At 73.6% G+C, this 23,772-nt stretch carries 22 protein-coding genes; 12 read left to right on the top strand and 10 right to left on the bottom strand.

Going from position 1 to position 23,772, the window contains the following annotated elements; translation table 11 throughout:
* Nucleotides 1–57: 57 nt before the first annotated feature.
* On the top strand, nt 58–726 hold the full coding sequence (locus ABT238_RS34630) for a DUF485 domain-containing protein (RefSeq protein WP_350804210.1): 669 nt from the start codon (nt 58–60) through the stop codon (nt 724–726).
* Entirely contained in the window at nt 723–2,495 is a 1,773-nt protein-coding gene (locus ABT238_RS34625; protein WP_350804205.1) for a solute symporter family protein, read from the top strand. The genes ABT238_RS34630 and ABT238_RS34625 overlap by 4 nt, the downstream gene beginning before the upstream one ends.
* 91 nt (nt 2,496–2,586) lie before the next feature.
* On the opposite strand, the gene ABT238_RS34620 is transcribed toward ABT238_RS34625, so the two are convergent.
* The 6 genes from ABT238_RS34620 to ABT238_RS34595 all read right to left on the bottom strand — a co-directional run bounded on the left by ABT238_RS34620 (nt 2,587) and on the right by ABT238_RS34595 (nt 9,412).
* Nucleotides 2,587–3,495, bottom strand: coding sequence for a ferredoxin family protein (locus ABT238_RS34620; RefSeq protein ID WP_350804201.1), 909 nt, complete (start codon nt 3,493–3,495; stop codon nt 2,587–2,589).
* Nucleotides 3,496–3,518: 23 nt separating this feature from the next.
* Entirely contained in the window at nt 3,519–4,199 is a 681-nt protein-coding gene (locus tag ABT238_RS34615) for a hypothetical protein (RefSeq protein ID WP_350804195.1), read from the bottom strand.
* Complete coding sequence (locus ABT238_RS34610) at nt 4,196–5,161, bottom strand: hypothetical protein (RefSeq protein ID WP_350565293.1); 966 nt, start codon at nt 5,159–5,161, stop codon at nt 4,196–4,198. Before ABT238_RS34610 ends, ABT238_RS34615 begins: the two co-directional genes overlap by 4 nt.
* A gap of 10 nt (nt 5,162–5,171) precedes the next feature.
* Entirely contained in the window at nt 5,172–6,452 is a 1,281-nt protein-coding gene (locus tag ABT238_RS34605) for a hypothetical protein (protein ID WP_350565291.1), read from the bottom strand.
* Between the two features lie 30 nt (nt 6,453–6,482).
* Nucleotides 6,483–6,776: a DUF6317 family protein gene (locus tag ABT238_RS34600; protein ID WP_350565289.1), complete on the bottom strand. Its 294-nt coding sequence runs from the start codon at nt 6,774–6,776 to the stop codon at nt 6,483–6,485.
* Between the two features lie 185 nt (nt 6,777–6,961).
* On the bottom strand, nt 6,962–9,412 hold the full coding sequence (locus ABT238_RS34595) for a DNA gyrase/topoisomerase IV subunit A (protein WP_350565288.1): 2,451 nt from the start codon (nt 9,410–9,412) through the stop codon (nt 6,962–6,964).
* 259 nt (nt 9,413–9,671) lie between these two features.
* Between ABT238_RS34595 and ABT238_RS34590 the strand changes: the two genes are divergently transcribed.
* The 3 genes from ABT238_RS34590 to ABT238_RS34580 all read left to right on the top strand — a co-directional run bounded on the left by ABT238_RS34590 (nt 9,672) and on the right by ABT238_RS34580 (nt 13,956).
* Nucleotides 9,672–11,027 (top strand): M16 family metallopeptidase, encoded by a 1,356-nt coding sequence (locus ABT238_RS34590; RefSeq protein ID WP_350565286.1) that lies wholly within the window; start codon nt 9,672–9,674, stop codon nt 11,025–11,027.
* A gap of 20 nt (nt 11,028–11,047) precedes the next feature.
* The gene (locus tag ABT238_RS34585) at nt 11,048–12,415 is read left to right on the top strand and encodes a M16 family metallopeptidase (RefSeq protein WP_502884253.1); all 1,368 of its coding nucleotides are present in this window, start codon (nt 11,048–11,050) and stop codon (nt 12,413–12,415) included.
* A gap of 347 nt (nt 12,416–12,762) precedes the next feature.
* Nucleotides 12,763–13,956, top strand: coding sequence for an RtcB family protein (locus ABT238_RS34580; RefSeq protein ID WP_350565282.1), 1,194 nt, complete (start codon nt 12,763–12,765; stop codon nt 13,954–13,956).
* Nucleotides 13,957–14,071: 115 nt separating this feature from the next.
* Here ABT238_RS34580 and ABT238_RS34575 read toward each other — a convergent pair whose 3' ends face one another.
* The gene (locus tag ABT238_RS34575; protein ID WP_350565280.1) at nt 14,072–14,587 is read right to left on the bottom strand and encodes a MarR family winged helix-turn-helix transcriptional regulator; all 516 of its coding nucleotides are present in this window, start codon (nt 14,585–14,587) and stop codon (nt 14,072–14,074) included.
* 138 nt (nt 14,588–14,725) lie between these two features.
* Between ABT238_RS34575 and ABT238_RS34570 the strand changes: the two genes are divergently transcribed.
* On the top strand, nt 14,726–15,439 hold the full coding sequence (locus tag ABT238_RS34570) for a DUF4386 domain-containing protein (RefSeq protein ID WP_350804173.1): 714 nt from the start codon (nt 14,726–14,728) through the stop codon (nt 15,437–15,439).
* A gap of 317 nt (nt 15,440–15,756) precedes the next feature.
* On the opposite strand, the gene ABT238_RS34565 is transcribed toward ABT238_RS34570, so the two are convergent.
* On the bottom strand, nt 15,757–16,386 hold the full coding sequence (locus tag ABT238_RS34565; protein WP_350565276.1) for a TetR/AcrR family transcriptional regulator: 630 nt from the start codon (nt 16,384–16,386) through the stop codon (nt 15,757–15,759).
* Between the two features lie 183 nt (nt 16,387–16,569).
* Between ABT238_RS34565 and ABT238_RS34560 the strand changes: the two genes are divergently transcribed.
* Both ABT238_RS34560 and ABT238_RS34555 read left to right on the top strand, forming a co-directional pair.
* The gene (locus ABT238_RS34560; RefSeq protein ID WP_350804163.1) at nt 16,570–17,577 is read left to right on the top strand and encodes a medium chain dehydrogenase/reductase family protein; all 1,008 of its coding nucleotides are present in this window, start codon (nt 16,570–16,572) and stop codon (nt 17,575–17,577) included.
* 205 nt (nt 17,578–17,782) lie between these two features.
* On the top strand, nt 17,783–18,052 hold the full coding sequence (locus ABT238_RS34555) for a hypothetical protein (RefSeq protein ID WP_350572463.1): 270 nt from the start codon (nt 17,783–17,785) through the stop codon (nt 18,050–18,052).
* 21 nt (nt 18,053–18,073) lie between these two features.
* On the opposite strand, the gene ABT238_RS34550 is transcribed toward ABT238_RS34555, so the two are convergent.
* Together ABT238_RS34550 and ABT238_RS34545 are read right to left on the bottom strand one after the other, a co-directional pair.
* A complete protein-coding gene (locus ABT238_RS34550) occupies nt 18,074–18,730 on the bottom strand; it encodes a response regulator (RefSeq protein WP_350572464.1) in 657 nt (218 codons plus the stop codon).
* Between the two features lie 125 nt (nt 18,731–18,855).
* Nucleotides 18,856–19,758 carry a sensor histidine kinase gene (locus ABT238_RS34545; protein WP_350804154.1) on the bottom strand — a complete coding sequence of 301 codons (903 nt, stop codon included), beginning with the start codon at nt 19,756–19,758 and terminating at the stop codon, nt 18,856–18,858.
* A 361-nt stretch (nt 19,759–20,119) separates the two neighbouring features.
* On the opposite strand from ABT238_RS34545, the gene ABT238_RS34540 reads away from it, so the two are divergent.
* The 4 genes from ABT238_RS34540 (at nt 20,120) to ABT238_RS34525 (ending at nt 23,518) form a co-directional block, all read left to right on the top strand.
* Nucleotides 20,120–21,106: a thiamine pyrophosphate-dependent dehydrogenase E1 component subunit alpha gene (locus ABT238_RS34540; protein ID WP_350572466.1), complete on the top strand. Its 987-nt coding sequence runs from the start codon at nt 20,120–20,122 to the stop codon at nt 21,104–21,106.
* Between the two features lie 23 nt (nt 21,107–21,129).
* Nucleotides 21,130–22,107, top strand: a complete 978-nt coding sequence (locus tag ABT238_RS34535) for an alpha-ketoacid dehydrogenase subunit beta (RefSeq protein ID WP_350804146.1) — start codon at nt 21,130–21,132, stop codon at nt 22,105–22,107.
* Between the two features lie 80 nt (nt 22,108–22,187).
* Nucleotides 22,188–22,694 carry a quercetin 2,3-dioxygenase gene (locus ABT238_RS34530; RefSeq protein WP_350572468.1) on the top strand — a complete coding sequence of 169 codons (507 nt, stop codon included), beginning with the start codon at nt 22,188–22,190 and terminating at the stop codon, nt 22,692–22,694.
* 188 nt (nt 22,695–22,882) lie between these two features.
* Entirely contained in the window at nt 22,883–23,518 is a 636-nt protein-coding gene (locus ABT238_RS34525) for a TetR/AcrR family transcriptional regulator (protein ID WP_350572469.1), read from the top strand.
* Nucleotides 23,519–23,772: the final 254 nt, after the last annotated feature.

Below are 23,772 nucleotides of genomic sequence, written 5' to 3'. Positions count from 1 at the left end.
GAGTTCGGGCGCCCCCATGATGGGTCGCATCACAGACCCCCCGGCCCAGGAGCAGCCGTGCCACAACAGCAGACGAGAAACCCCGAGCCGGGAGGGCGACTGGACTGGTGGGCGCCGGAACCGGTGCCCGCGCAGGCCTTCGGGACGGCGCCGGACTTCGGGCCGGCGGCGGGGGCCGGGACCGCACCGGCGTCCGGGTACGCGTCGGCCTCCGAGCGCGTGCCGGAGGCCGGGTACGTGCCGGTGTCCGGGTACGTGCCGGTGTCCGAGTACGCGCCGGTGTCCGAGTACCTGCCGGAGGCCGGGTTCGCCCCGGCGTCCGAGTACCTTCCGTCCGGCCACCTGCCGTCCGGTTACCTTCCCTCCGACTACCTGCCGTCGGACTACCAGCCGGAGGCCGCTCCCGCGGTCGACAGCACCGAGGTGTACCGGGCCGTGCAGCGCAGCGCGGCCTTCCAGCGGATCCGCCACAGCTACCGGACCTTCGTCTTCCCGGTCAGCGGCGTCTTCCTCGGCTGGTACCTGCTCTACGTCGCCGCCCAGGCGGCGGCCCCCGAGCTGATGCGCCGACCGGTCGCCGGCCCGGTCAACGTCGCCTGGCTGCTCGGCCTGCTGCAGTTCGCCAGCACCTTCCTGCTGGCCTGGCTGTACGCCCGCAACGCCCGCACCAAGCGCGACCGGGCCGCCCTGTCGCTGCGCTGGGACACCCAGGACCAGCTGCGATGAGGGCCGCCACCCCGCCCCCCGTCGCCCCCACCGGGGACCATCACGGCCTGGCCGTGGTGCTCTTCGCCGTCGTCGTCCTGGTCACCCTGGCGATCACCTTCTGGGCCGGCCGCCGCGGCGGCGCCGCCGAGGACTTCTACGCCGGAGGCCGCGACTTCACTCCGCTGCAGAACGGGTTCGCGCTCTCCGGCGACTACCTCTCCGCCGCCTCCTTCCTCGGCGTCGCCGGGCTGATCGCGCTGTACGGGTACGACGGCGTGCTCTACAGCATCGGCTTCCTGGTCGCCTGGCTGGTGGTGCTGATGCTGGTGGCCGAGCTGGTCCGCAACGCCGGCCGGTACACCCTGGCCGACGTGCTGGCGCTGCGGTTGCGCCGGCGCAAGGTCCGGGCGGCGGCCGGCGGCGCCAGCGTGGTCGTCACGCTCTTCTACCTGGTCGCCCAGATGGTCGGCGCGGGCAGCCTGGTCGCCCTGCTGCTCGGCACCAACAGCGCCCAGGCCCGGACCTGGAGCATCGTGGCGGTGGGCGGTCTGATGATCGTCTACGTGACGATCGGCGGGATGCGGGCCACCACCTGGATCCAGATCGTCAAGGCGTTCCTGCTGGTCGCCGGTTCGGTGGTGCTGACCGTGCTGCTGGCGGTCCGCTTCCACGGGGACGTCGGCGAGCTGATGCGGCAGGCGGCCCAGCACAGCGGCGCCGGGCAGCGCTACCTGGAGCCCGGCCTGAAGTACGGCAAGAGCTTCACCAGCCGACTGGACTTCTTCAGCCTGGGCCTGGCCCTGGTGCTGGGTACCGCCGGTCTGCCGCACATCCTGTCCCGCTTCTACACCGTGCCCACCGCGCGGGCCGCCCGCCGTTCGACGATGTGGGCGATCGGACTGGTCGGCGGCTTCTACCTGATGGCCATCGCGCTGGGCCTCGGGGCCACCGCGCTGATCGGTTCGGCCGAGGTCCGGCAGGCCAACTCGGCGGGCAACACCGCCGTTCCGCTGCTGGCCCTGGTGCTCGGCGGCGGCAACGGCTCCACCGGCGGGGTGGTGCTGTTCGCGCTGATCTCGGCGATCGCCTTCGCCACCATCCTCGCCGTGGTCGCCGGGCTCACCCTGGCCTCCTCGGCGGCGTTCGCCCACGACATCTGGGCGGGCGCCTGGCGGGGCCGGCCGCGCGGCGGCAGGGCCGCGCGCGAGGGCCGCGGCCTGCGCAGGCGGCGGGCCGCGGTGCCGGCCTCCCGGCGGGCGGGCAGCGAGCCGGACGCCCGGGCCGCCGGCGAAGCCGGTCCGGGGCCCGAGCCCGGGGCGGACAGCGCGCCGGCCGTCGCCGAGCGCGACGAGGTGCTGGTGGCGCGGATCGCGGCGGTCGGGATCGGCGCGGTGGCGATCGTGCTCAGCCTCTTCGCCCAGCAGCTGAACGTCGCCTTCCTGGTCGGCCTGGCCTTCGCCGTCGCCGCCTCGGCCAACCTGCCGGTACTGCTCTACAGCCTGTTCTGGCGGCGGTTCACCGCCCGCGGCGCGGTCTGGTCGGTGTACGGCGGGCTCGTTCCGGCGGTGGTGCTGGTGACCTTCTCACCGGTGGTCTCCGGTACCAAGGTCGCGCTGTTCCCCGGGATGGACTTCCACTGGTTCCCGCTGGAGAACCCGGGCATCGTCTCCATCCCGCTGGGCTTCCTGGCCGGCTGGATCGGCACCCTCACCTCGCCCGAGCCGGCCGACCCGGACCGGTACGCCGAGCTGGAGGTCCGCTCGCTGACGGGGGCCGGGGCGGTCTGACCGCCCGCTCCGGGAAACGGACGACGAACGACCCCCGGCGGGCATCCCGCCGGGGGTCGTCGCACGTCACGGCTTCCCGTCACGGCTCCCGTCACGGCTCCCGGAGCGAGGTGACCTCCATCCGGGACGGGGTGCCCGCCGACTTGCCGCAACTCTCCGGACGGGGCGGCTCGCTGACACCCTCGACCACCCGCGCCTCCCAGCACCGGCCGTCCTCGTGCCGGACCTCGACCAGCCAGTGGCCCGCGCCGTCCGCCCGCTGGGTCACGGCGAGCGCGTCGGCCCTGGTCTCGCCGGTGGCCAGCCGCACCGCGTGATCGGCCGCCTGGCCCGGCCGGTCCCAGCCGGAGCAGCCGCGCGACCACTCCGGCACCATGTGGCCGGACGCCGTCGCCGCGAGCACCTCCTTGGCGGACTCCGCGGTCAGCCGGCCGTAGGCGTAGCCGAACGGCAGCACCAGCATGGTGGGGGAGAAGCGGTGGCCGCCCAGGTGGGTCACCTCCCACACCTCGCTGTGCCCGGCGGCGGCCAGTTCGGCCGCGAGCGGGCGGCCCAGCAGGGCGCAGCAGCGGTCCCGGCGGCCGTTGGTGCACACCAGGGCGACCGGGCCGCCGACGTGCGGCTCGCCGAGGCCGCCGTGGTCGCCGGCGCCCAGCGCCGCGAAGTCGAGGGCCAGCAGCTCCGCCGGGTCCGTCACCTCGCAGCGCCGCACCCACCCGCGGCCGGGGGCCGGCACGGTGTGCGCCACGATCACCTCGTGGCGGGCCGTCGGCAGGCAGTCCGCGTGCCGGCCGGGCCGGCGGATCAGCGCCACCCGGACCCCGGTGCCGGCGGCAGCGGCGTCCAGGGCGCGCCCGACCGCCGCGTCCAGATGGCTCTCGCCGAGCGCCTTCGCGCCCCACGGGCCGTTCTGCTCGACCAGCAGCCAGGTGCTCGCGGTCGCGGCGGTGGCGGCCAGCGGCTCCGACAGTTCACGCGACAGCGTCGCACAGGTGCTCACGCCGGTAAGGCTACCCTTGCCCGTCAGCCGAAGGCGGCCCGTACCTTCGCCTCGACCTCGGGGGACGGCACCGGTGCGGCCGCCGGCACGAGGGTCGGCCCGGGGAGGTCGGCGAACTCCAGGTGGACGCTGCGCACGATGCCGGCGAACACCTCCGAGTACAGCTCCCAGTCCTCGGCGCACGGCGTGCTCAGCTCCAGCGAGAGCAGCTGGGACTCGTTCGGGAGCGGCAGGTGCACCTGGATGACCGAGGAGACGAACGTCCCGCCGTCGACCGCCGTCACGACGCCGTCTATCACCGCTGCGGCGCGTCCTGCGGGCAACTCGATCGCCGTGACCGTGGCGGCCGGCCGCGCCCGGGTGAAGGCGGGAAGCAGGGTGTCCACGGCGTTCTGGTACCCGATGCCGCCGAGAGGCGCCAGGGAGGCGACGACGGAGGCCGTACTCGGCCGGCCGCCGACATCCACCAGGCAGAGTCCCGCATAGATCACCCCGGCCTGGGCCATCGACGGGATCATCCGGGCGAGCAGGACGGCCCAGCGGGCACGGACCTCGTCGGGGTCCGAGGCCAGTACCTCGCACGCCAGCTCCCAGAGCCGCTCGGCCACCTGCTCCTCGGTGCCGAGGACGGGGATGTCGTGGAAGGACGTGGGGACGACGAAGCGGATCTGTACGTCGGGGGAGGCGGAGGCCGGCATGGTCATTTCCACTTCTTGGACCTCTCGGTCGTGTCCAGCCAGGACGGCAGCACGGGTACTGGGAGGCCGCACTCGTGCGCGAACTCGAGGATCGCGACATATCCGACGGCCTGTGCGCGGACGCCGCTGAGAGCTCGCCGGCGGAGTGTGACGGCACCCAGCACCGCGGTCGTGAGCGAGAGGGCGAACAGCAGTCCCGCGAGGGCGAGGAGGACGGTGGCGGCGGATGCCGGACGCGCCACGGACGGCTCGGTGTCCAGGCTCAGGCTCACCCAGAGGGCGCCGGCCGCCGCCAGCAGGAGGCAGAACGACGTGCTCAGGCGGAAGACGGCCTGACCCCAGTACCGCTTCTGTTCGGCGAGCAGCGTCCGGATGGCGTTGGCGTCGAAATAGTCGATGCGGTTTCGTGTGCCGAGTTGGGCGGCGAAGGCCCGCACCGTCGGATGCCGGGCATAGGTGTCGACCGGAACCAGGGGCAGGAGGCCTCGGTCGTCCTGGCGCTCGCCCAACACCTCCGCTCGTCCCAGCGACCACTGGGCGGGGATCGGGACTGCCGCCCCGTGGTCGCGGGCCAGTTCCAGCAGGGCCGTGTAAGCGGCGAAGTGCGCCAGCGCCTCACGTTTGGTCCTTCCCTGGCGGAACCCGGCCACCCACACCAGGATGCCGAGGGGTACCGCCAGGCAGGCCGCGATGAGCCCTGCGATCTGGCCGGACTCGGGAGGCGAGGCCATCGAGCTGCCGAGGACGGCGGCGGCGACCACGCCGCCGATGACCAGGAGGCCGCCGACCTCGTCGTGCCAACCTCCGGTGTCCTTCAGCAGGTTGTGCCGGATGATCACGTCCTGTGCGACGGTGTCGTCGACGAGGTTGATTCCGTACGCCTCGACGACCTGCCGGGCGGCCTCGGCCACCTCGGGGATCTCGGCCAGCCGGCGGCCGGGGACCGGGAGCGGTTCGAACGCTTCCATCACGGACTCCTCAGGTCGCCACGGCGTGGAGGAACGGGGAGGCGGAGGGAGGCGCCGCGGGCTGCGCGGACTCCTGCTCCAGGTCCGCGTTCGGGCCCTTGTGGTCGAGCAGACCGAGTTCCATGCCGAAGGCCTTGACCGGGAGGGTGACGTTTCGCGGCTCGGGGACCACCCCGAACTTCTTCAGCCCGGCGGTGATGCCCTTGGTGGAAAGGGGGTTGCTGGTCATCTCGAAGAGGGCGTTGCCTGATCCGGCGGCCCGGGCCCTGAGCCCGGCACCGGCGGACCCCCTGACGGCGCCGGAGAACTCCTTGGCGAAGGCCGGGACCTTCTGGACCAGGCTCAGGTCTTTGGCGACTTTCAGTTCCTTGCCCGCGGTGGCGAAGCCCTTGACGGCGCCGATACCAGGAATGACGCCGAGCGAATCGATGCCGATGTCCAGCCACGAGACGTCCTTGCCGCGGGACTTTCCGACGCCGTGGCCGATGAGCGCGCCCGCGCTGGTGAGCATCGCGGCCCCTCCCAGCACTATTCCGCCGACCTGGCCGATCACGGGGATCCAGGAGACCGTCAGCGCGGCGATCGCCAGGCCGGCCGAGATCTTGGAGAGCAGGTCGGCGTGGTCCACCAGGAAGTCGATGGACTTCTGCCAGGCGTGCTGCACGCCGTCCAGCAGGCGTTTGAACACGTTGGGGTCCGGCGGGTGGTTCCGCGAGGCCTCCTGAACGGCGCGGGCGGCGGTCTCGGCCTTGCGGCGGTGGTCGTCGAGCTGCTTGCGGGCGCGGGCGATCACCTCGTCGAGCTGCCGATGGCCGCGGAGGCTGGCTTCGCGGGCGGCCTCGAACCGGGCCTGGGTGCGCTCCAGGACATCGGCGGCCGGGGCCTGGGAACCCGGCTGGACGAGGGCGTCCAGGGAGCGGCCGAGGTCGGCGGCCTGTTTGTCCTGCCACTCCAGGCGGCGGCGCAGCTCGGCGGCCTCGGTCTCCATGCCCTGGCCGGCCGTGACCATGCCGGAGAGCTGGGTGTGCCAGGTCTTCAGGGCCAGGGAGCACGCGGCCATCGACCGGTGGCCCTTGTCCAGGTACTTCGGCAGCTCGCCCAGTTTCTCCGCGAACGCGCGGGCGGCCTCGCCCTCCCAGGCGCCGCCGGTGGTGCCGATGCCGACGAGGGCGCCGCGGAGTTCCTCCAGTTCACGGGCCACCGCGTCGACGTCGGTGTACATCTGGGCGATCGCGCCGAGATCGCCGGGGGCCGGGCAGAAGCCGAGGCCCGGCCAGTTCTGGTCGCTCATGGTGGTTGTCTTCCCCCGTCGGTGGCGCGGTCAGGTGGCGCCGAATCCCTTGGCGACGCCCTGCTCGTGGCCGCCGTAGCTCCTGAGCGTGAGGTCGAGGCCTTCGCGCAGCCCGGAGGCCAGTTTGGCCATCCGGCCGATGCCGCCGTGCCACTCGTCCTCGAACTGCTTGCAGGCCGAGTCGAGTCGCGCGGTTCCGGTCTGCCGGCCCTTGCCCAGGTTCTCCAGACGCTTGGCGACGGCGCTCATGCGGGTGCCGCACTCGCCGAGTTGGGTGGCGACCGCCTGCATGCGGGCCAGGTCGATTCTGAAGTCGTCGGGCAACGGTCCGTCTCCCCCGGGGCCGGTGATGGGTGGGCGCTCTCGGTGCGAACCTAGCTCAGTGGGGGTGAACAATCATGCGATGCAGGGAAGTTGGTGGGGGCGTTCCGCTTGGGGAACGCCGCAGGGCGCCGGACCGGGGATGCGGTTCGGCGCCCTGCGGGGGGTGCGTCGGGGGGTGTGCCGGGTCAGGCGGGGCCGGCGACCGTGGCGATGGGGGTGGTGACGGGGGTGCCGGAGCCGTCGCGGCGGGGGTCGCGGTCGGGGAGGTCGACCGGGGCGCCCTTGGCGGTGGCGGCGTGGGCGGGGGCCGGGCCGGCCCAGGCGAAGGCGAGCGCGTCCTCGCCGCGCAGGAAGCGCTGGCAGCGGACGCCGCCGGTGGCGCGGCCCTTGCGCGGGTACTGCTCGAAGGGGGTGACCTTCCAGGAGGACTGGGCCTCGCCGGTCAGGGTGCCGGAGGCGCCGGCCACCGAGACGACCACCGCGTCGGCGGCCGGGTCGACGGCGGTGAAGGAGAGCACCCGGGCGCCGTCCGCGAGCTTGATGCCGGCCATGCCTCCGGCCGGGCGGCCCTGCGGGCGGACCTGGCCGGCGGGGTAGCGCAGCAGCTGGGCGTCGGAGGTGATGAAGACGAGGTCCTCCTCGCCGGTGCGCAGCTCGACCGCGCCGATCACCTCGTCGCCGTCCTTGAGCGCGATCACCTCGAACTCGTCCTTGTTGGCGGGCCATTCGGGCACCACCCGCTTGACCACGCCCTGCCCGGTGCCCAGCGCCAGGCCGGGGGAGGACTCGTCCAGGGTGGTCAGCGCGAGGACCCGCTCGCCGGTCTCCAGGCGGAGGAACTCGGTGGCGGCGGCGCCGCCGGCCAGCGTCGGCGAGGGGGTGGGCGGCAGCGCCGGCAGGTCGATGACCGGCAGCCGCAGGACCCGGCCGGCCGAGGTGACCACGCCGACGTCGGCGCGCGCGGTGGTCGGCACCGCGGAGACGATCACGTCGTGCTTGGCGCGCTTCTCGGAGAGCTCGAACGGCTCGCCGTCGGCGGTGCGGGCGAGCAGGCCGGTGGAGGAGAGCAGCACCCGGCACGGGTCGTCGGCGACCTCCAGCGGGACGGCCAGCGAGGCGGCCGGAGCGGCGCCGGCCTCCAGCAGCACGGTGCGCCGCTCGGTGCCGAACTGCTTCGCGACGGCGCCGAGTTCGCCGGAGACCACGCTGCGCAGCTTGCCGTCCGACTCCAGGATCTCGGTCAGGTCGGCGATCTCGGAGGTCAGCTTGGCCTGCTCCTGCTCCAGCTCGACCCGGTCGAAGCGGGTGAGCCGGCGCAGCGGGGTGTCGAGGATGTACGCGGTCTGCGTCTCGGTCAGCGAGAAGCGCTCCATCAGGCGCTCCTTGGCCTGGGCGGCGTTGTCGCTCGACCGGATGATCGCGATGACCTCGTCGATGTCGACCAGCGCGACCAGCAGGCCCTCGACCAGGTGCAGCCGCTCCTGGCGCTTGCGGCGGCGGAAGTCGCTGCGCCGGCGGACCACCTCGAAGCGGTGGTCGACGTAGACCTCCAGCAGCTCCTTGAGGCCGAGGGTGAGCGGCTGGCCGTCGACCAGCGCCACGTTGTTGATGCCGAAGGTCTCCTCCATCGGCGTCAGCTTGTAGAGCTGCTCCAGCAGGGCCTCGGGCACGAAGCCGTTCTTGACCTCGATGACCAGGCGCAGGCCGTGCTCGCGGTCGGTGAGGTCCTTGACGTCCGCGATGCCCTGGAGCTTCTTCGCGTTGACGAGGTCCTTGATCTTGGAGATGACCTTCTCCGGGCCGACGTTGTACGGCAGCTCGGTGACCACGATGCCCTTGCGGCGGGCGGTGACCGCCTCGATGGTCGTGGTGGCGCGGATCTTGAAGGTGCCGCGGCCGGACTCGTAGGCGTCCCGGATGCCGGAGAGGCCGACGATCCGCCCGCCGGTGGGCAGGTCCGGGCCGGGGACGAACCGCATCAGGGTGTCGAGGTCGGCGTTCGGGTGCTTGATCAGGTGGCGGGCGGCGGCGACGACCTCGGAGAGGTTGTGCGGCGGCATGTTGGTGGCCATGCCGACCGCGATGCCGGTGGCGCCGTTGACCAGCAGGTTGGGGAAGGCGGCCGGGAGCGCGAGCGGCTCCTGCTCGCTGCCGTCGTAGTTGGGGCCGAAGTCGACGGTCTCCTCGTGGATCGACTCGACCATGGCCATCGAGGCGGCGGTGAGCCGGGACTCGGTGTAGCGCATCGCGGCCGGCGGGTCGTCGTTGCCGAGCGAGCCGAAGTTGCCGTGGCCGTCGATCAGCGGCAGCCGCATCGAGAACGGCTGGGCCATCCGGACGACCGAGTCGTAGATGGAGGCGTCGCCGTGCGGGTGCAGCCGGCCCATCACCTCGCCGACCAGGCGGGCGCACTTGACGTGGCCGCGGTCCGGGCGCAGGCCCATCTCGTTGGCCTGGTACAGGATGCGGCGGTGCACCGGCTTGAGGCCGTCCCGGGCGTCCGGGAGGGCCCGGGAGTAGATGACCGAGTAGGCGTACTCGAGGAACGAGCCCTGCATCTCGTCCACGACGTCGACGTCGAGGATGCGCTCCTCGAAGTCTCCGGGGGGCGGGGTCTGCGAACTGCGGCGGGCCATCGCGGCGGGGCTCCCTTACGTCTCGCTTGCGTCTCGTCCACGTCTCGTCGGCGCGGTCTGGCCGGGCTGTCGGCGGTTCTGTCAACAGGGCTCGGCGCCCCCATTGTGGACCCTCCCGCCGACAGTCCCGGCCAGCGCCCCTCTTCCGCCCCTGGCGAACGCCCCGTCCGCGCGGACACATCCACGGTGTTCGCGCGTTGCACCACAATGGGGGACGCCACACGAACCCCGACATCGACGACGGGAAGGACCCGAGCGCATGGCCAACCCGGCCCCCGCCTCCCAGCGAGGCATCGCCATCACCGAGCACCGCCTGGCCAACGGCCTGCGCGTCGTCCTCTCCGAGGACCACCTGACCCCGGTGGCCGCGGTCTGCCTCTGGTACGACGTGGGCTCCCGGCACGAGGTGAAGGGCCGCACCGGGCTGGCCCACCTGTTCGAGCACCTGATGTTCCAGGGGTCCGCCAACGTGTCCAACAACGGGCACTTCGAGCTCGTCCAGGGCGCCGGCGGTTCGCTCAACGGCACCACCAGCTTCGAGCGCACCAACTACTTCGAGACCATGCCGGCCCACCAGTTGGAGCTCGCGCTCTGGCTGGAGGCGGACCGGATGGGCTCGCTGCTGGCCGCCCTCGACGACGCGTCGATGGAGAACCAGCGCGACGTGGTGAAGAACGAGCGCCGCCAGCGGTACGACAACGTGCCCTACGGCACCGCGTTCGAGAAGCTGACCGCGCTGTCCTTCCCGGACGGCCACCCGTACCACCACACCCCGATCGGCTCGATGGCCGACCTGGACGCGGCCACGCTGGAGGACGCCCGGGCGTTCTTCCGCACCTACTACGCGCCGAACAACGCGGTGCTGTCGGTGGTCGGCGACATCGACCCGGAGCAGACCATCGCCTGGGTGGAGAAGTACTTCGGCAGCATCCCGGCGCACGACGGCAAGCAGCCGCCGCGCGACGGCGGCCTGCCGCAGACCATCGGCCGGGAGCTGCGCGAGCTGATCCGCGAGGACGTGCCGTCCCGCGCGCTGATGGCCTCCTACCGGCTGCCGCACGACGGCACCCGCGAGGCGGACGCCGCCGACCTGGCGCTGACCATCCTCGGCAGCGGCGAGTCCAGCCGGCTGTACAACCGGCTGGTCCGCCGGGACCGCACCGCCGTCGCGGCCGGCTTCGGCCTGCTGCGGCTGTCCGGCGCGCCGAGCCTGGGCTGGCTGGACGTCAAGACCTCGGGTGACGCCACCGTCGAGCAGATCGAGACGGCCGTCGACGAGGAGCTGGCCCGGTTCGCGGCCGAGGGCCCGACCCCGGCCGAGCTGGAGCGCGCCCAGGCGCAGATCGAGCGCGAGTGGCTGGACCGGCTGACCACGGTGGCCGGCCGTGCCGACGAGCTCTGCCGCTACGCCGTGCTGTTCGGCGACCCGAAACTGCTGAACGACGCCCTGCCCAAGGTCCTCGACGTCACCGCCGAGGAGGTGCGGGAGGTCGCCGCGGCGCGGCTGCACCCGCAGAACCGGGCGGTGCTGGTGTACGAGCCGACCCCGGCCGAGGACACCGCCGACGACACCGCTGCCACCGCCGAGACCGACGAGGAGGGCGCCGCCGTATGAGCACCGAGTACGTCCCCGCCATGACCTTCCACCCCCAGCCCCAGCCCGGCACCCCCACCCCGTGGGCGTTCCCGGCGCCGGAGCGCGCCGCGCTCGGCAACGGCATCACGGTGCTGCACTGCCACCGCCCCGGCCAGCAACTGGTGGCCGTCGACGTGCTGCTCGACGCGCCGCTCGCGGCCGAGCCGCAGGGCGTGGACGGCGTCGCCTCGATCCTGGCCCGGGCGTTCAGCGAGGGCACCGACACGCTGAGCGCCGAGGAGTTCGCGGCCGAGCTGGAGCGGGCCGGCGCGACCCTGGACGCGCACGCGGACCACCCGTGCATCCGGGTGTCGCTGGAGGTCCCGGCCTCCCGGCTGGCCCGCGGCCTGGACCTGCTGGCCGCCGCGCTGGGCAGCCCGGCGCTGCCGCAGGACGAGATCGAGCGGCTGGTCGCCAACCGGCTGGACGAGATCGTGCACGAGCAGGCCAACCCGGCCCGGCGGGCCGCCAAGGCGCTGTACGCCGAGCTGTTCGACGGCGCCGACCGGCTGTCGCGCCCGCGCGCCGGCACCGCCGAGACGGTCAAGACGATCGACCGGGCGGCCGTCCGGGCCTTCTACGAGGCGCACGTGCGCCCCGCCACCACCACCGTGGTCGTGGTCGGCGACCTCACCGGCACCGACCTGCCGGCCCTGCTGGAGTCGACCCTGGGCGCCTGGAAGGGCTCCCCGGCCGAGCCGGTCACCCACGCGCCGGTGACCGCCGACGACACCGGCCGGGTGATCATCGTGGACCGGCCCGGCTCGGTGCAGACCCAGCTGCTGATCGGCCGGATCGGCCCGGACCGGCACGACCCGAGCTGGGCCGCGCAGATCCTCGGCACCTACTGCCTGGGTGGCACCCTCACCTCCCGGCTGGACCGGGTGCTGCGCGAGGAGAAGGGCTACACCTACGGCGTGCGGGCCTTCGCCCAGCCGCTGCGCTCGGCCGCCGACGGCAGCGGGCGCTCCCTGCTGGCGATCAGCGGCTCGGTGGACACCGCCTCCACCGCTCCGGCGCTGGCCGACACCTGGACCATCCTGCGCACGCTGGCCGCCGAGGGGCTCACCGACGCGGAGCGCGCCGAGGCGGTGCAGTTCCTGGTCGGCGTGGCGCCGCTGAAGTACGAGACCGCGGGTTCGGTGGCCGGCACCCTGGCCGACCAGGTCGAGCAGCACCTGGCCGACGACTTCCAGGCCGAGGTCTACCGGCAGCTGGCCGAGCTGCCGACCGCCGCCGCCACCGAGGCCGTGGTGAAGGCCTTCCCGCCGGACCGGCTGGTCACGGTGCTGGTCGGCGACGCCTCGGCGTTCGCGGACCAGGTGCGGGAGCTGGGCATCGGTGAGGTCACCGTGATCAGCGCCTGACCGTTCCGGCGCCCGAAGGGGCCCGGCGGAGCGTTCCGACGCCCCGCCGGGCCCCTTCGCGTCGCGGTGGTAATCCCCTTGCGGCACCGGTGCGCCGCGTGGGTAGATAGCCCCCGGCACCGGTGCACACACACGGAGAGGAGGCGGTCACCATGCGGGTCGAGCCCAGCCAGCGGCGCTCCCCGAGACTGTCCTCCCGATGCCCCTCGGTCGCCTGAGCGCGGCCCACCCCTGACATTCCCGCACCACCGACATCCCCGCACCGCGCCGGGTCCCTTCGCGCGGCATCCCCCGGGGCGGCTCCCCGCCTAGGCTTGAAACCGTCCGACCTTGGAGGTCGTTGAACCATGTCGTACACCGAGGTACCCGGCGTCCGGGTTCCGATCCGGATGTGGACCGACCCGGCCACCGTCGAGGGCCAGGCGATGCAGCAGCTGCGCAACATCAGCTCGCTGCCCTGGCTGCACGGGCTCGCCGTGATGCCCGACGTCCACCTGGGCAAGGGCGCGACGGTGGGTTCGGTGATCGCCATGCGCGGCGCCGTCTGCCCGGCGGCGGTCGGCGTGGACATCGGCTGCGGGATGAGCGCGGTGCGGACCTCGCTCACCGCGAAGGACCTGCCGGACGACCTGTCCCGGCTGCGCTCGCGGATCGAGCGGGCCATCCCGGTCGGCCGCGGACTGCACAGCGACCCGGTCGACCCGGGCCGGATGCACGGCGTCCCGACCGGCGGCTGGGACGACTTCTGGCAGCGGTTCGACGCGGTCGCGCCCGAGGTGAAGTGGCGCCGCGAGCGGGCGGCCCAGCAGATGGCGACGCTCGGCGGCGGCAACCACTTCATCGAGGTGTGCGTCGACGACACCGGCGCGGTCTGGCTGATGCTGCACTCCGGCTCGCGCAACATCGGCAAGGAGCTGGCGGAGCACCACATGGGCGTGGCCCAGTCGCTGCCGCACAACCAGGGGCTGATCGACCGTGACCTCGCGGTGTTCGTCGCGGACACCCCGCAGATGGCCGCCTACCGGCAGGACCTCTTCTGGGCGCAGGAGTACGCCAAGCGCAACCGGGCGCTGATGATGGCGCTGTTCCAGGACGTGGTCCGGCGCGAGTTCCCGCGGGCGAAGGTCGCCTTCGACGAGGTGATCAGCTGCCACCACAACTACGTGTCGGAGGAGAGCTACGACGGCGTCGACCTGCTGGTGACCCGCAAGGGCGCGATCCGGGCCGGGGCCGGCGACTACGGGATCATCCCGGGGTCGATGGGCACCGGGTCGTACATCGTCCGCGGGCTGGGCAACGAGGCGTCGTTCAACTCGGCCTCGCACGGCGCCGGCCGGAAGATGAGCCGCAACGCCGCCAAGAAGCGGTTCACCACGCAGGACCTGGTCGAGCAGACCAAGGGCGTGGAGTGCCGCAAGGACTCCGGCGTGGTGGACGAGATCCCCGGCGCGTACAAGCCGATCGAGAAGGTGATCGAGCAGCAGCGGGACCTGGTCGAGGTCGTGGCGCACCTGAAGCAGGTGGTCTGCGTCAAGGGCTGAGCCCGCACCGCCGCCGCCCGTGCCGAGCCCCCGGCCGTCCGGCCGGGGGCTTCGGCGTGCCCGGGAACGGGCCGCCGGCGTCTTCGCGGGCGTGCGTGCGGCGTGCCCGCGGCCGCTACGCCCCGTCGCGCTTCGGGTTGAGCCGCCGGTAGCCGGGGTGCACCCCGGCGGTGAGCTGCTGGGCCTCGGCGACCCGGCGCAGCAGCTCGCCCAGGACGATACGTTCCTGCGGGTCCAGGCCCGTGCAGATGGCGTCCTCGTGGGCGAGCGCCGCCTCGGCCAGCCCGCGCATCGCCTCCTCGCCCTTGGGCGCGAGGTAGAGGTCCTGGAACCGGCGGTCCTTGGGGTTGCGCCGGCGCTCGACCAGACCGCGCGCCTCGATGGCGTCGACGAAGGCCACGAAGCGGCTGGGGGACATGCCCAGCCGGCGGGCGAGCTCCTGCTGGTGCTGGCCGGGGGCCAGGCTGACCGCCCTGAGCAGACCGGCCTGGGCCGGGGTGAGGTCCAGCTCGGCGACCCGCCGGGCGAAGGCCTGGGTCGCGTGTTCGCCCAACTGGGAGAGGAGGAAAGCGACCTGGGATCCCAGTGGGCCCGTGTGCGGGGTCGGGGCGGGGTCGGGAGTTCCGGGCATGGGAAACACGATACCAGTGGACAATGATGTCCCCGGGTGAACTATTCTGGATCTGGAACTACCGGCGCCGGTGCCGTTGAGCCGTCCGGCGTCCTGCCCCCCGGCCCTAACGACCCGTTCTCGACTGGAGCGCCCCTCATGACCACGACATCAGCGGTGCCGGCCGCCTCCGCCCGGCGTCAGCAGTCAGGACCCCCTTTGCTGCTGCCCGCCGTGGCGTTCGCGGCACTGATGGTGGTGTCCATCGTGCTGGCCCGGCAGACCCCCCTGCCCACCGATTCGGCGGCCGACACGCTCGCCTACTACAAGGACCACGCGACCGCCGCGAAGGTCGCCGGGACGCTGCAGTTCGGCGCCTCGCTCCCGCTCGCGGTCTGGGCCGCGATCGTCTACCAGCGGCTGCGCCGGCTCGGCGTGGTCGCCCCGGGCCCCGGCATCGCGCTGGTCTCGGGTGTGCTCGCCTCCGCGGCGGTGGCGCTGTGCGGGCTCACCGTCTGGGCCGCCTCCCGCTCCGGGGAGCTTGGCGACGCGCCGCTGGCCCGTTCGCTGGCGGACCTGACCTTCGCCTCCGGCGGCCCCGGGCACGTCGTCCCGTTCGCGGTGATGCTGGCCGGTGTGGCGGTGCCGATGCTGCTGCTCGGCTTCGGTCCCAAGGGCTTCGCCTGGGCCGGTCTGGTGCTCGCCGGGATCGGTGTGCTCGGCACTCTGGCGCTGCTCTCCACCAGCCTCGGGTTCTTCCTGCCGATCGCCCGCTTCGGCGGTCTGATCTGGCTGGTCGCGGCCAGCGTGATCCTGCCGAAGCAGCGTCCGCGCCGCACCTCCTCCTACGACACGGAGGCGGACGCGGCCTGAGTCCGACCGTGGTGACTGCTCCGGTGCGGTGACGGCCCGGGACCCCGTTGGTGGTGCTCCGGGGTGAGGCCGTCCCGGCCGGGGGAGGGCGACGGGGCGCGGCGCCGGGAGGCGCGGCGGACCGGTCGCGACCGAGCGGGCCGATGGGCTCGTGAGGAAAAGGGAAGGCGGCGCGGCGGTGTCCTGGGGAGGAAGGCCGCCGCGCCGCCGGCCGTCGTGCGGCGACCGGAGGGGGGTCGCCGGACGACGGCTCGTGCGTCGGGACGCGGGTGTGCGGGACGGGTGACGGGACCCGGAGCGCGAGGGGCGGGCGGCCGTCAGGCGGCCGGGAGCCGGCGGTCCAGAACGGCGAGAATCAGCTCCTCGATCCGGCTGGCCACCGCCCCGCTGTCGTCGTCGGCGCCGGCCAGCAGATCGAAGGTCTCGAAGCTGGTCAGCATGAAGAGCAGGTCCAGCAACTCGTCGAGCTCGGCCTCGCCGACCTCGGCGTCGCGGTCGGCGAGCAGCCGGCCGAGCACCACCTGGAGGCCGCCGCGCCGCCGGTCGCCCCGGCTCTGCAGCGCGGTGTCGAGCTCCGGGTCGAGGATGCCGAGGCCGCGCAGCCGCCGCAGGGCGATCCGGCCGGAGGCGTAGAAGCCGGTGAGCACCTCCAGGATGGCGGTGAGCGCCTCCCGTCCGCTGGGCGCCATGAAGGCCGCGGGCATCCTGGCCATTCCGCCGCGCTGGGCCAGGTCGTCGAAGAGCGCCTCCAGCAGGCCGGTCTTCGAGTCGAACTGGTAGTAGACGGTCATCCGCGCCACTCCGGCGGTCTTGGCGACGGCGTCCATGCTGAACGAGGCCGGGCCCTTCTCCCCGGTCAGCAGCTCGCAGGCCGCCTCCAGAATGCGGGTGCGGGTCTGTTCGGCGGCTACCTGGCGTTGGCCGGCTCGGTACTGGCGTGGGCTCATGGGCTGTTGACGTCTCCTGAGGCGGGTGCTATGACATTCATTGTACACTCAGTCTATATAAAAATTCGGGGGCAGGGAACGGGTCCGGTGCGGACCGTCTCCCGCGCCCGCCCCCGTGGAGGACCGGCGCCACTCCCACCACGACATCTCTCCACTGCGGAGGCAACGATGAGGTATCGCCATGTGAGTGTGCCGAGGCTCGGCGGGGCCGAGGTCCTGCGGCTGGCCAGCGACGAGCTTCCGGCCCCGACCGTCGGTCAGGTCCGGGTCCGGGTGCTCGCCGCCGGAGTCTCCTACGGTGACATTCTGCTCCGTGCCGGCGTCATCCCCGGCGGGCCCAAGCGTCCCTTCACGCCGGGATACGACCTGGTGGGGGTGGTCGACCAGGTCGGACCGGGCACCCGGGCCCTCGAACCGGGGCAGCGGGTGGTCGCGCTGCTGCGCAGCGGCGGTTACGCGGAGTACGCGCTCGTCGCCGCCAACCGGCTGGTCCCGCTGCCCGACGGGGTCGATCCCGTGGAGGCCTCGGCGCTCGCCCTCAACTACTTCATCGCCCAGCAGATGCTGCACCGGGTGGCCGAGGTGCGGCGCGGCGGCACGGTGCTGGTGCACGGGGCCTCGGGCGGCGTCGGCACCGCCTTCCTGGAGCTGGCCGCGCTCGCCGGGGTCACCGTCTACGGCACCTGCTCCGCCGCCCGGGCCGAGCAGGTGCGGGCACTCGGCGGGCACCCGATCGACCGGGACGCCGAGGACTTCCGGCGGGTGGTGCGCGCCCTGCCGGGCGGCGCGGTGGACGCGGTCTTCGACCCGATCGGCGGCCCGCACTTCCTGCGCTCGTACCAGGCGGTGCGGCGCGGCGGCGTGATGGTCGGCTTCGGCCAGAACGCCGCCCTGCGCGGCAACCAGCGGGACCTGCTGACCGGCGCCCAGGGGTTCCTCGGCGGCATCGTGCTGCCCAAGCTGGTCCCGGACGGGAAGCGGACCCTGTTCTACAACGCCTGGAGCCTGGAGAAGTCCCACCCGGCCGCGTACCAGCAGGACCTCGCGACCGTGCTGGAGCTGCTGCAGAAGGGGCAGGTCAAGCCGCTGGTGGGCCGGACCATGCCGCTGGACGAGGCGGCGGACGCGCACCGCGCGATGGAGAGCGCGGCGGTCACCGGGAAGATCGTGCTCGTCCCGGCCGCTGCCTAGCGGGCCGCGGCCGGCGCGCGCCACGGGCACGGGGCGCGCGTCGGCCGGCGTGCCTCGGTCCCCGGGCCGGGGACCGGTGACCGGGACGGGGCAGGAAAGGTTCCCAGTGTGTTGGGGATTCCCGACCCATGACGGTGGGACGGCCGGTCCGCAGGATGGCCGTAGCACCGCTTCCCCCGCTGCCGTCCCCGCCGGAGGCCCTCCGATGCGAACCGTCCTGCGCCGTGCCCACCGTCGTTACCTGCTGCGCCGGTGGGCGCGGCTGACCGGCCGCTACCTGGCGGACGGGCTGATCTGGCTGGGGCTGGCGATGGGGGCGCTCACCTCGCCCTCCGCCCTGCCGGGGGCGCGGAAGCCGGAGGACGTGCTGCCCCCGCCGGGGGTGCCGGAGTGGCATCCGGAACGGGCCGGGGCGCACCCGGCGCCGCTGACCAGGAGCGAGGAGGAGCTCTGGGCGCACCTGCTGGAGCGCTGACGGCCCCGCGGGCCGGCCGGCTCAGCTGCCGAGGCCGGCGCGCCGGGCCCGGACGGCCGCCTCGGCGCGGTCCGCGACCTGGAGCTTGCTGAAGATCCGGGAGAGGTAGTTGCGCACCGTCTTCATCGAGAGCCCGAACTCGTTGGCGATGTGCGCGTTGTTGCGGCCGTCCGCGAGCATGGTGAGCACCGCCATCTCCCGGGGGGTGAGGTCGGGGAACGGCTCGCGCTCGGGGGCCGGCCGGCGGACCTGCGCCAGCAGGTGGGCGGCGGCCTCCGGGCCGAACAGCGCGCCGCCCTGGCTGACCGCGGTGATCGCCCGGCGCACGTCGTCCAGGCCGGCGCCCTTGACCAGGTAGCCCCGGGCGCCGGCCCGCACCGCCGCGACGATGGACTCGTCGTTGTCGTCGGCGGTCAGCATCACCACCGCCACCCGGGGGTGGCGGGCCAGCAGGGTCCGGGTCGCCTCGATGCCGTCGGTGCCGGGCATGCCGATGTCCATCAGGACGACGTCGGGTGCCAGCCGCTCGACGGCGGAGAGCACGTCCGCCCCGCTGGACGCCTCGCCGACCACCGTCAGCGTGTCGATCCGGTCCAGGAGTTGGCGTAAACCAGCCCGAAACAGCTCATGGTCGTCGACAACCAGGATACGGAGGTTTCGGGGCACGGCCGGGTCCATGGGGGCTCCTTGGGGAGGACGAGGAAGCGCGGGTGAGCGCGTGGGAAGCCGGGAGCGGACACGGGTCGGTCGAGCACGGACTCCGCGACGCCCCCCGGGGAGGAAGGGGAAGGACCGGGAACGCGTCAGCCGAGCCGGTCGCTGCCGTCGACCAGCGCGGAGTGCGGCAGCCGGATCCGGACCGCGGTTCCGTGCGGGGTCCGGGCCACCGAGAAAACACCGCCGAGTTCCTTGGTGCGGACGCACATCGACGGAAGTCCGATTCCGCGGACCGCGTCCGCGGAAATTCCGATCCCGTCGTCCTCGATCGACAGGTCGAGACCGTTCCTGCCGACCGACGCGGAGATCCGGCAGACCGAGGCCCGGGCGTGCCGGGCGACATTGGCGACGGCCTCGCCGGAGATTTTCTTCAATTCGGTCTGGACGTCGGCCGGGAAATCGTCCAGGACGGTCGGCAACTCCGTGACGAACCGCAGCCGGCCGGCCCCGGCCTCCTCGAAGGCGCGGACCTGGCGGTCCAGGAACTGGCGCAGAGTGCCGGCGGACTCGCCGGTCCGGGGCTCGGAGCGGTCGAGGTCGCGGATCACCCGGCGGACGTCGGCGATGGCGGTGCTGACGTCCTCCCGGGCCTGGGCCAGCAGGGCGGGCGCCTGTTCGGCGTCGCTGTTCAGGTCGAGGCCGGCCAGTTCCATCCGCATGTGCAGGGCGGCCAGCCGGGGAGCCAGCGAGTCGTGCAGCTCCCGCCGCAGGCGGCGGCGTTCGTCCAGCCGGGCGGCGGCGTCCGGACAGCCGGGCTCCGCATCGGTGGCCAGGAAGGCGTCGGCGGGAGCCGGCGGCCTCGGTGCGGCCGGCGGCAGGCCGGCCGCACCGAGGCCGGTGACCAGGCCGAGCAGGGTGTTCACCAGCCGGCCGATCCGGTCGGAGGTGTTCCGTTCACCGCGCGTAGTGAGCGCCGCCGCGCCGTTCATGGCCAGGTTGGTCGGTCTTCGATCGGCCCTGCCGGAGGATTTTATTATCTGGTCCAGCATGGTTCCTGAGATCCCCCCGTCGCTCGCGTCTTACCCACTGTGCACGGGCGTTCCTGGCGCGGGGAAATGGAATTCCTCGGGCATGTCCGAAAATCGGCACGGCGGACCCCGCTCTATCGGTCCGTCGTACGTTTCAATGCCGTGATCCCAATCCACCCGGGACAAGACCTTAGGCGCGGCCTTGCGCGGGGCGCAAGGGTGGGAGAGCCGGGTGGGGGAGTGGGCCCTGACGGATTCGGACACTTGGTTGCACCCATGTGAGTGAGCACTTACCCTCATGGAGTCGGGCCACGAGCACGACCGGCGAACGAGGCGCGCGGCGCCCCGCCGGCGTCCCCCGGAGAGCCGAGGAGGCGACCCCATGGGCACATCCCGCACCACCGATCTGACGCTCAATCAGATCGCAGAGATCTACCGGACGATGAGTGTGATCCGGGCTTTCGAGGACCGCCTGCACGGCCTGGCGAAGAGCCTCCCCGGCGCGGTCCACCTCTACAGCGGGCAGGAGGCCGTCGCCGCGGGAGTGTGCGCGGCCCTCGCCCCCGACGACTTCCTCGCCAGCACCCACCGCGGCCACGGCCACGCGATCGCCAAGGGCTGCGACGTGGAAGCGATGATGAAGGAACTGCACGGCCGGCCGGACGGGCTCTGCGGCGGCAAGGGCGGCTCGATGCACATCGCGGACTTCGACCGCGGCATGCTCGGCGCCAACGGCCTGGCCGGCGGCGGCGTCCCGCTCGCCTGCGGGGCCGCGCTGACCGCCCGCCAGCAGGGCACCGGCCAGGTCGCGGTGGCCTTCACCGGCGACGGCGGCGCCAACCAGGGCGCCGTGCTGGAGAGCCTGGTGCTGGCCCGGATGCTCGACCTGCCGGTGATCTTCGCCATCGAGAACAACGGCTACGCCCAGGCCACCCCGGCCGACCGGCACTTCTCCGGCACCGACATGGCCCAGCGCGCGGCCGGCTTCGGCATCCCCGGCGCGGTGGTCGACGGCTACGACGTGCTCGCCGTGCACGCCGCCACCACCGAGGCCGTGCGCCGCGCCCGGGACGGCCAGGGCCCGACCGTGCTGGAGTTCCGGGCCGAGCGCTTCCACGGCCACATGGAGCTGTGGGACGACCAGTCCTACCGCCCGGACGCCGACCCGGAGCGGTTGCGCACCGAGTCCGACCCGCTGCTGCTGCTCCGCTCCCGGATCGCCGACGGCACCGTGGCCGGACCCGCCGCCTTCGAGCTGGACCGGATCGACCGGGACGCCACCGCGCTGGTCGAGGCCGCCGTCGCGGCCGCCTCCGAGCCGTTCACGGCCGACCCGCGCACCCTGCTCGACCACGTCTACACCCGCTGACCCGCCCCGGAGGAGGGATCCACGTGCGCACCATCACGTACCAGCAGGCGATCGGCGAGGCGCTGGCCCAGCAGATGCGCTTCGACCGCTCGGTGGTCCTCATGGGCGAGGACAGCACCAACGCCTGGGGCCCGACCAAGGGCCTGCACCGCGAATTCCCGGACCGCGTCCTCGACATGCCGATCACCGAGGCCGCCTTCGTCGGCGCCGCGGTCGGCGCCGCCGCGACCGGCCTGCGCCCGGTGGTCGACCTGCTCTTCGTCGACTTCGCCACCGTCTGCTTCGACCAGATCGCCAACCAGGCCGCCAAGCTGCGCTACATGGCCGGCGGCCGGGTCTCGGTGCCGCTGGTGCTGCGGGCGATGTGGGGCACCGGCCTGCGCCGCGGTGCCCAGCACTCGCAGGCGCTGCACCCGCTCTTCGTCCACCTGCCCGGCCTCAAGGTGGTCGCGCCGTCCAGCCCGTACGACGCCAAGGGGCTGATGGCGCAGGCCCTGGTGGACGACGACCCGGTGCTGTTCCTGGAGCACAAGATGCTCTACTTCGTGCCCGGCGGCGTCCCCGAGGAGCCGTACGCGATCCCGTTCGGCTCGGCCAAGGTGGTCCGGCCCGGGACGGACTGCACGGTGGTGGCGATCGGCCGGATGGTCTCGGTCGCGCTCGCCGCCGCCGAGCAGCTCGCCGCCGAGGGGGTGCAGGTCGAGGTGATCGACCCGCGGACGCTGTCCCCGCTGGACACCTCGACCATCTACGGCAGCGTGGAGCGCACCGGCCGGCTGGTCGTGGTGGACGAGGCCCACCCGCGCTGCAGCCTGGCCACCGACATCGCCGCGCAGGTCGCGCAGGACCGTTTCGCCGCGCTGCGCGGGCCGGTCAGGATGGTCACCGGGCCGCACGCTCCGGTGCCCTTCAGTCCCGAGCTGGAGGACGCCTTCGCGCCGGGGCCGGACCAGGTGGTGGCCGCCGTGCACGCCACCGGGCTGCTCCGCGGCGCGGCCTGAGCCCGCACCGACGACCGATCAGTTTCCGTACCGCTGTGCCGCGGGCCCGGCTGCGGGCCCGCCGACCGAGGAGGAACCGAGTGACGTCCCAACCGTTCGTGAAGCAGCCCGACGAGGGGCGCGCCATCTGGCACGTCGGCGCGCTGCTCAAGTTCAAGGCGACCGGCGCCGAGACCAACGGGCAGTTCTGGCTCGCCGAGCAGCTGTCCCCGGCGGGCTACGCCTCGCCGGTCCACCTGCACACCCGCGAGGACGAGTTCTTCATCGTCCAGGAGGGGGAGATGGTGCTGCGGATCGGCGACGACGAGCACAAGGTCGGCCCGGGCGCGACGGTCTTCGCGCCGCGCGGCATCGCCCACCAGTACCGGGTGGAGACCGAGGGGACCCGGTTCCTGGTGCTCGGCACCCCGGCCGGCTTCGAGGAGTGGTTCTTCCGGACCGGTGAGCCGGCCACCAGCCTGGAGCTGCCGCCGCCGCTCCAGGGCCCGCCGGACTTCGCCCGCCTGCTCGGCGCGCTGGAGCCGCTCGGCGTGCAGCTGGTCGGGCCGCCGCCCGGGCTGGGCGGTCCCGCCGGGCCGCCGCGCTGACCGGTGCCGCCGCTTCCTTCGCCGGCCCCGTCGCCCTCCGCGGGCGGTGGGGCCGGCGCGCTGGTCGAAACCCCCGGCGTGCTGGTCGAATCCGGTGAGCGGGTACTCACCTGCACGCTATCCTTCGGGTACCCCTCCGCAGCCGCGGTCCGGTCCGGGACCGGCCGCCCCGTCCCCTCGGAGCCTTCATGAGTATGCGCGAGCAGATCGTCGACGCCGCCGAGCGGGTGATCCGGGACCTCGGCCTGGCCCGCTGCACGACCAAGGAGATCGCCGAGGTGGCGGGTTGCTCCGAGGGCACCATCTACCGGCACTTCCGCAGCAAGGAGGACGTCTTCCTGGCGGTCCTCGCCGAGCGGCTGCCCGGCCTGCTGCCGGTGCTGCGGGCGCTGCCGGAGGACGTCACCAGCGAGGGCGAGGTACGGGCGGCCCTGCAGCAGGTGGCCGAGGAGGCGCTCGCGTTCTACCGCGAGTCGATGCCGATGCTGCTGTCGGTGTTCGCCGAGCCCAAGCTGCTCGACCGCCACCGGGAGTGGATGCGGGCCAACAACGCGGGGCCGCACCGGGCCGCCGAGCTGCTGGCCGACTACCTGCGGCGGGCCCAGCGGGCCGATCTGGTCAGCCGGGACGCCGACCCGGTGGCGGCGGCCCAGCTCCTGCTCGGCGCCTGCTACCTGGCCGCGTACGGGGGCGTGTTCGCCGCCCCGTCCGGCGGGTCGGAGGAGCTGCGCGAGGCCGAGGCCTTCGTCCGGCAGCTCTGGCGGACGCTGGCCCCGGCCGACCGGCCGGCGGCGCCCGCGCGGACCCGCGCCAAGGCCCGCTGAGCGGTCCCGCCCCGAGCCGAAGGGGCGCCGGGGCGCAGCGCCCCGGAGGCGAGCGGGCGAATCACGGCCCGTCGCCCGGTGAGCAGTACCGGGCGGCGGGCTTTCGCCCGTCGGCGGGCACGCGGGAGGGGGGGGGGGGGCCCCCGCCCCGCCCCCCCCCCCCCCCCGGGGGGGGCCGGGGGGCCCCCCCCCCGGGGCCCCCCCCCGCCCCCCGCCCGGGGGCCGGCCCCCCGCCGCGCCACGCCGACACGGCG

The organism is Kitasatospora sp. NPDC001527 (genome assembly GCF_040298605.1).
Classification (GTDB): Bacteria; Actinomycetota; Actinomycetes; order Streptomycetales; family Streptomycetaceae; genus Kitasatospora.
Note: the sequence above shows the minus strand (reverse complement) of the source record. Positions and strands in the feature narration are given on the sequence as shown.

What these genes read in the sequence shown, in the direction of transcription:
- ABT238_RS34545 (WP_350804154.1), bottom strand. Translation starts at nt 19,758, where the DNA reads ATGCTGGACCAGATAATAAAATCCTCCGGCAGGGCCGATCGAAGACCG.
- ABT238_RS34585 (WP_502884253.1), top strand. Translation starts at nt 11,048, where the DNA reads ATGACCTTCCACCCCCAGCCCCAGCCCGGCACCCCCACCCCGTGGGCG.
- ABT238_RS34525 (WP_350572469.1), top strand. Translation starts at nt 22,883, where the DNA reads ATGAGTATGCGCGAGCAGATCGTCGACGCCGCCGAGCGGGTGATCCGG.
- ABT238_RS34570 (WP_350804173.1), top strand. Translation starts at nt 14,726, where the DNA reads ATGACCACGACATCAGCGGTGCCGGCCGCCTCCGCCCGGCGTCAGCAG.
- ABT238_RS34605 (WP_350565291.1), bottom strand. Translation starts at nt 6,452, where the DNA reads ATGAGCGACCAGAACTGGCCGGGCCTCGGCTTCTGCCCGGCCCCCGGC.
- ABT238_RS34625 (WP_350804205.1), top strand. Translation starts at nt 723, where the DNA reads ATGAGGGCCGCCACCCCGCCCCCCGTCGCCCCCACCGGGGACCATCAC.
- ABT238_RS34540 (WP_350572466.1), top strand. Translation starts at nt 20,120, where the DNA reads ATGGGCACATCCCGCACCACCGATCTGACGCTCAATCAGATCGCAGAG.
- ABT238_RS34575 (WP_350565280.1), bottom strand. Translation starts at nt 14,587, where the DNA reads ATGCCCGGAACTCCCGACCCCGCCCCGACCCCGCACACGGGCCCACTG.
- ABT238_RS34565 (WP_350565276.1), bottom strand. Translation starts at nt 16,386, where the DNA reads ATGAGCCCACGCCAGTACCGAGCCGGCCAACGCCAGGTAGCCGCCGAA.
- ABT238_RS34550 (WP_350572464.1), bottom strand. Translation starts at nt 18,730, where the DNA reads ATGGACCCGGCCGTGCCCCGAAACCTCCGTATCCTGGTTGTCGACGAC.
- ABT238_RS34555 (WP_350572463.1), top strand. Translation starts at nt 17,783, where the DNA reads ATGCGAACCGTCCTGCGCCGTGCCCACCGTCGTTACCTGCTGCGCCGG.
- ABT238_RS34610 (WP_350565293.1), bottom strand. Translation starts at nt 5,161, where the DNA reads ATGGAAGCGTTCGAACCGCTCCCGGTCCCCGGCCGCCGGCTGGCCGAG.
- ABT238_RS34595 (WP_350565288.1), bottom strand. Translation starts at nt 9,412, where the DNA reads ATGGCCCGCCGCAGTTCGCAGACCCCGCCCCCCGGAGACTTCGAGGAG.
- ABT238_RS34580 (WP_350565282.1), top strand. Translation starts at nt 12,763, where the DNA reads ATGTCGTACACCGAGGTACCCGGCGTCCGGGTTCCGATCCGGATGTGG.
- ABT238_RS34615 (WP_350804195.1), bottom strand. Translation starts at nt 4,199, where the DNA reads ATGACCATGCCGGCCTCCGCCTCCCCCGACGTACAGATCCGCTTCGTC.
- ABT238_RS34590 (WP_350565286.1), top strand. Translation starts at nt 9,672, where the DNA reads ATGGCCAACCCGGCCCCCGCCTCCCAGCGAGGCATCGCCATCACCGAG.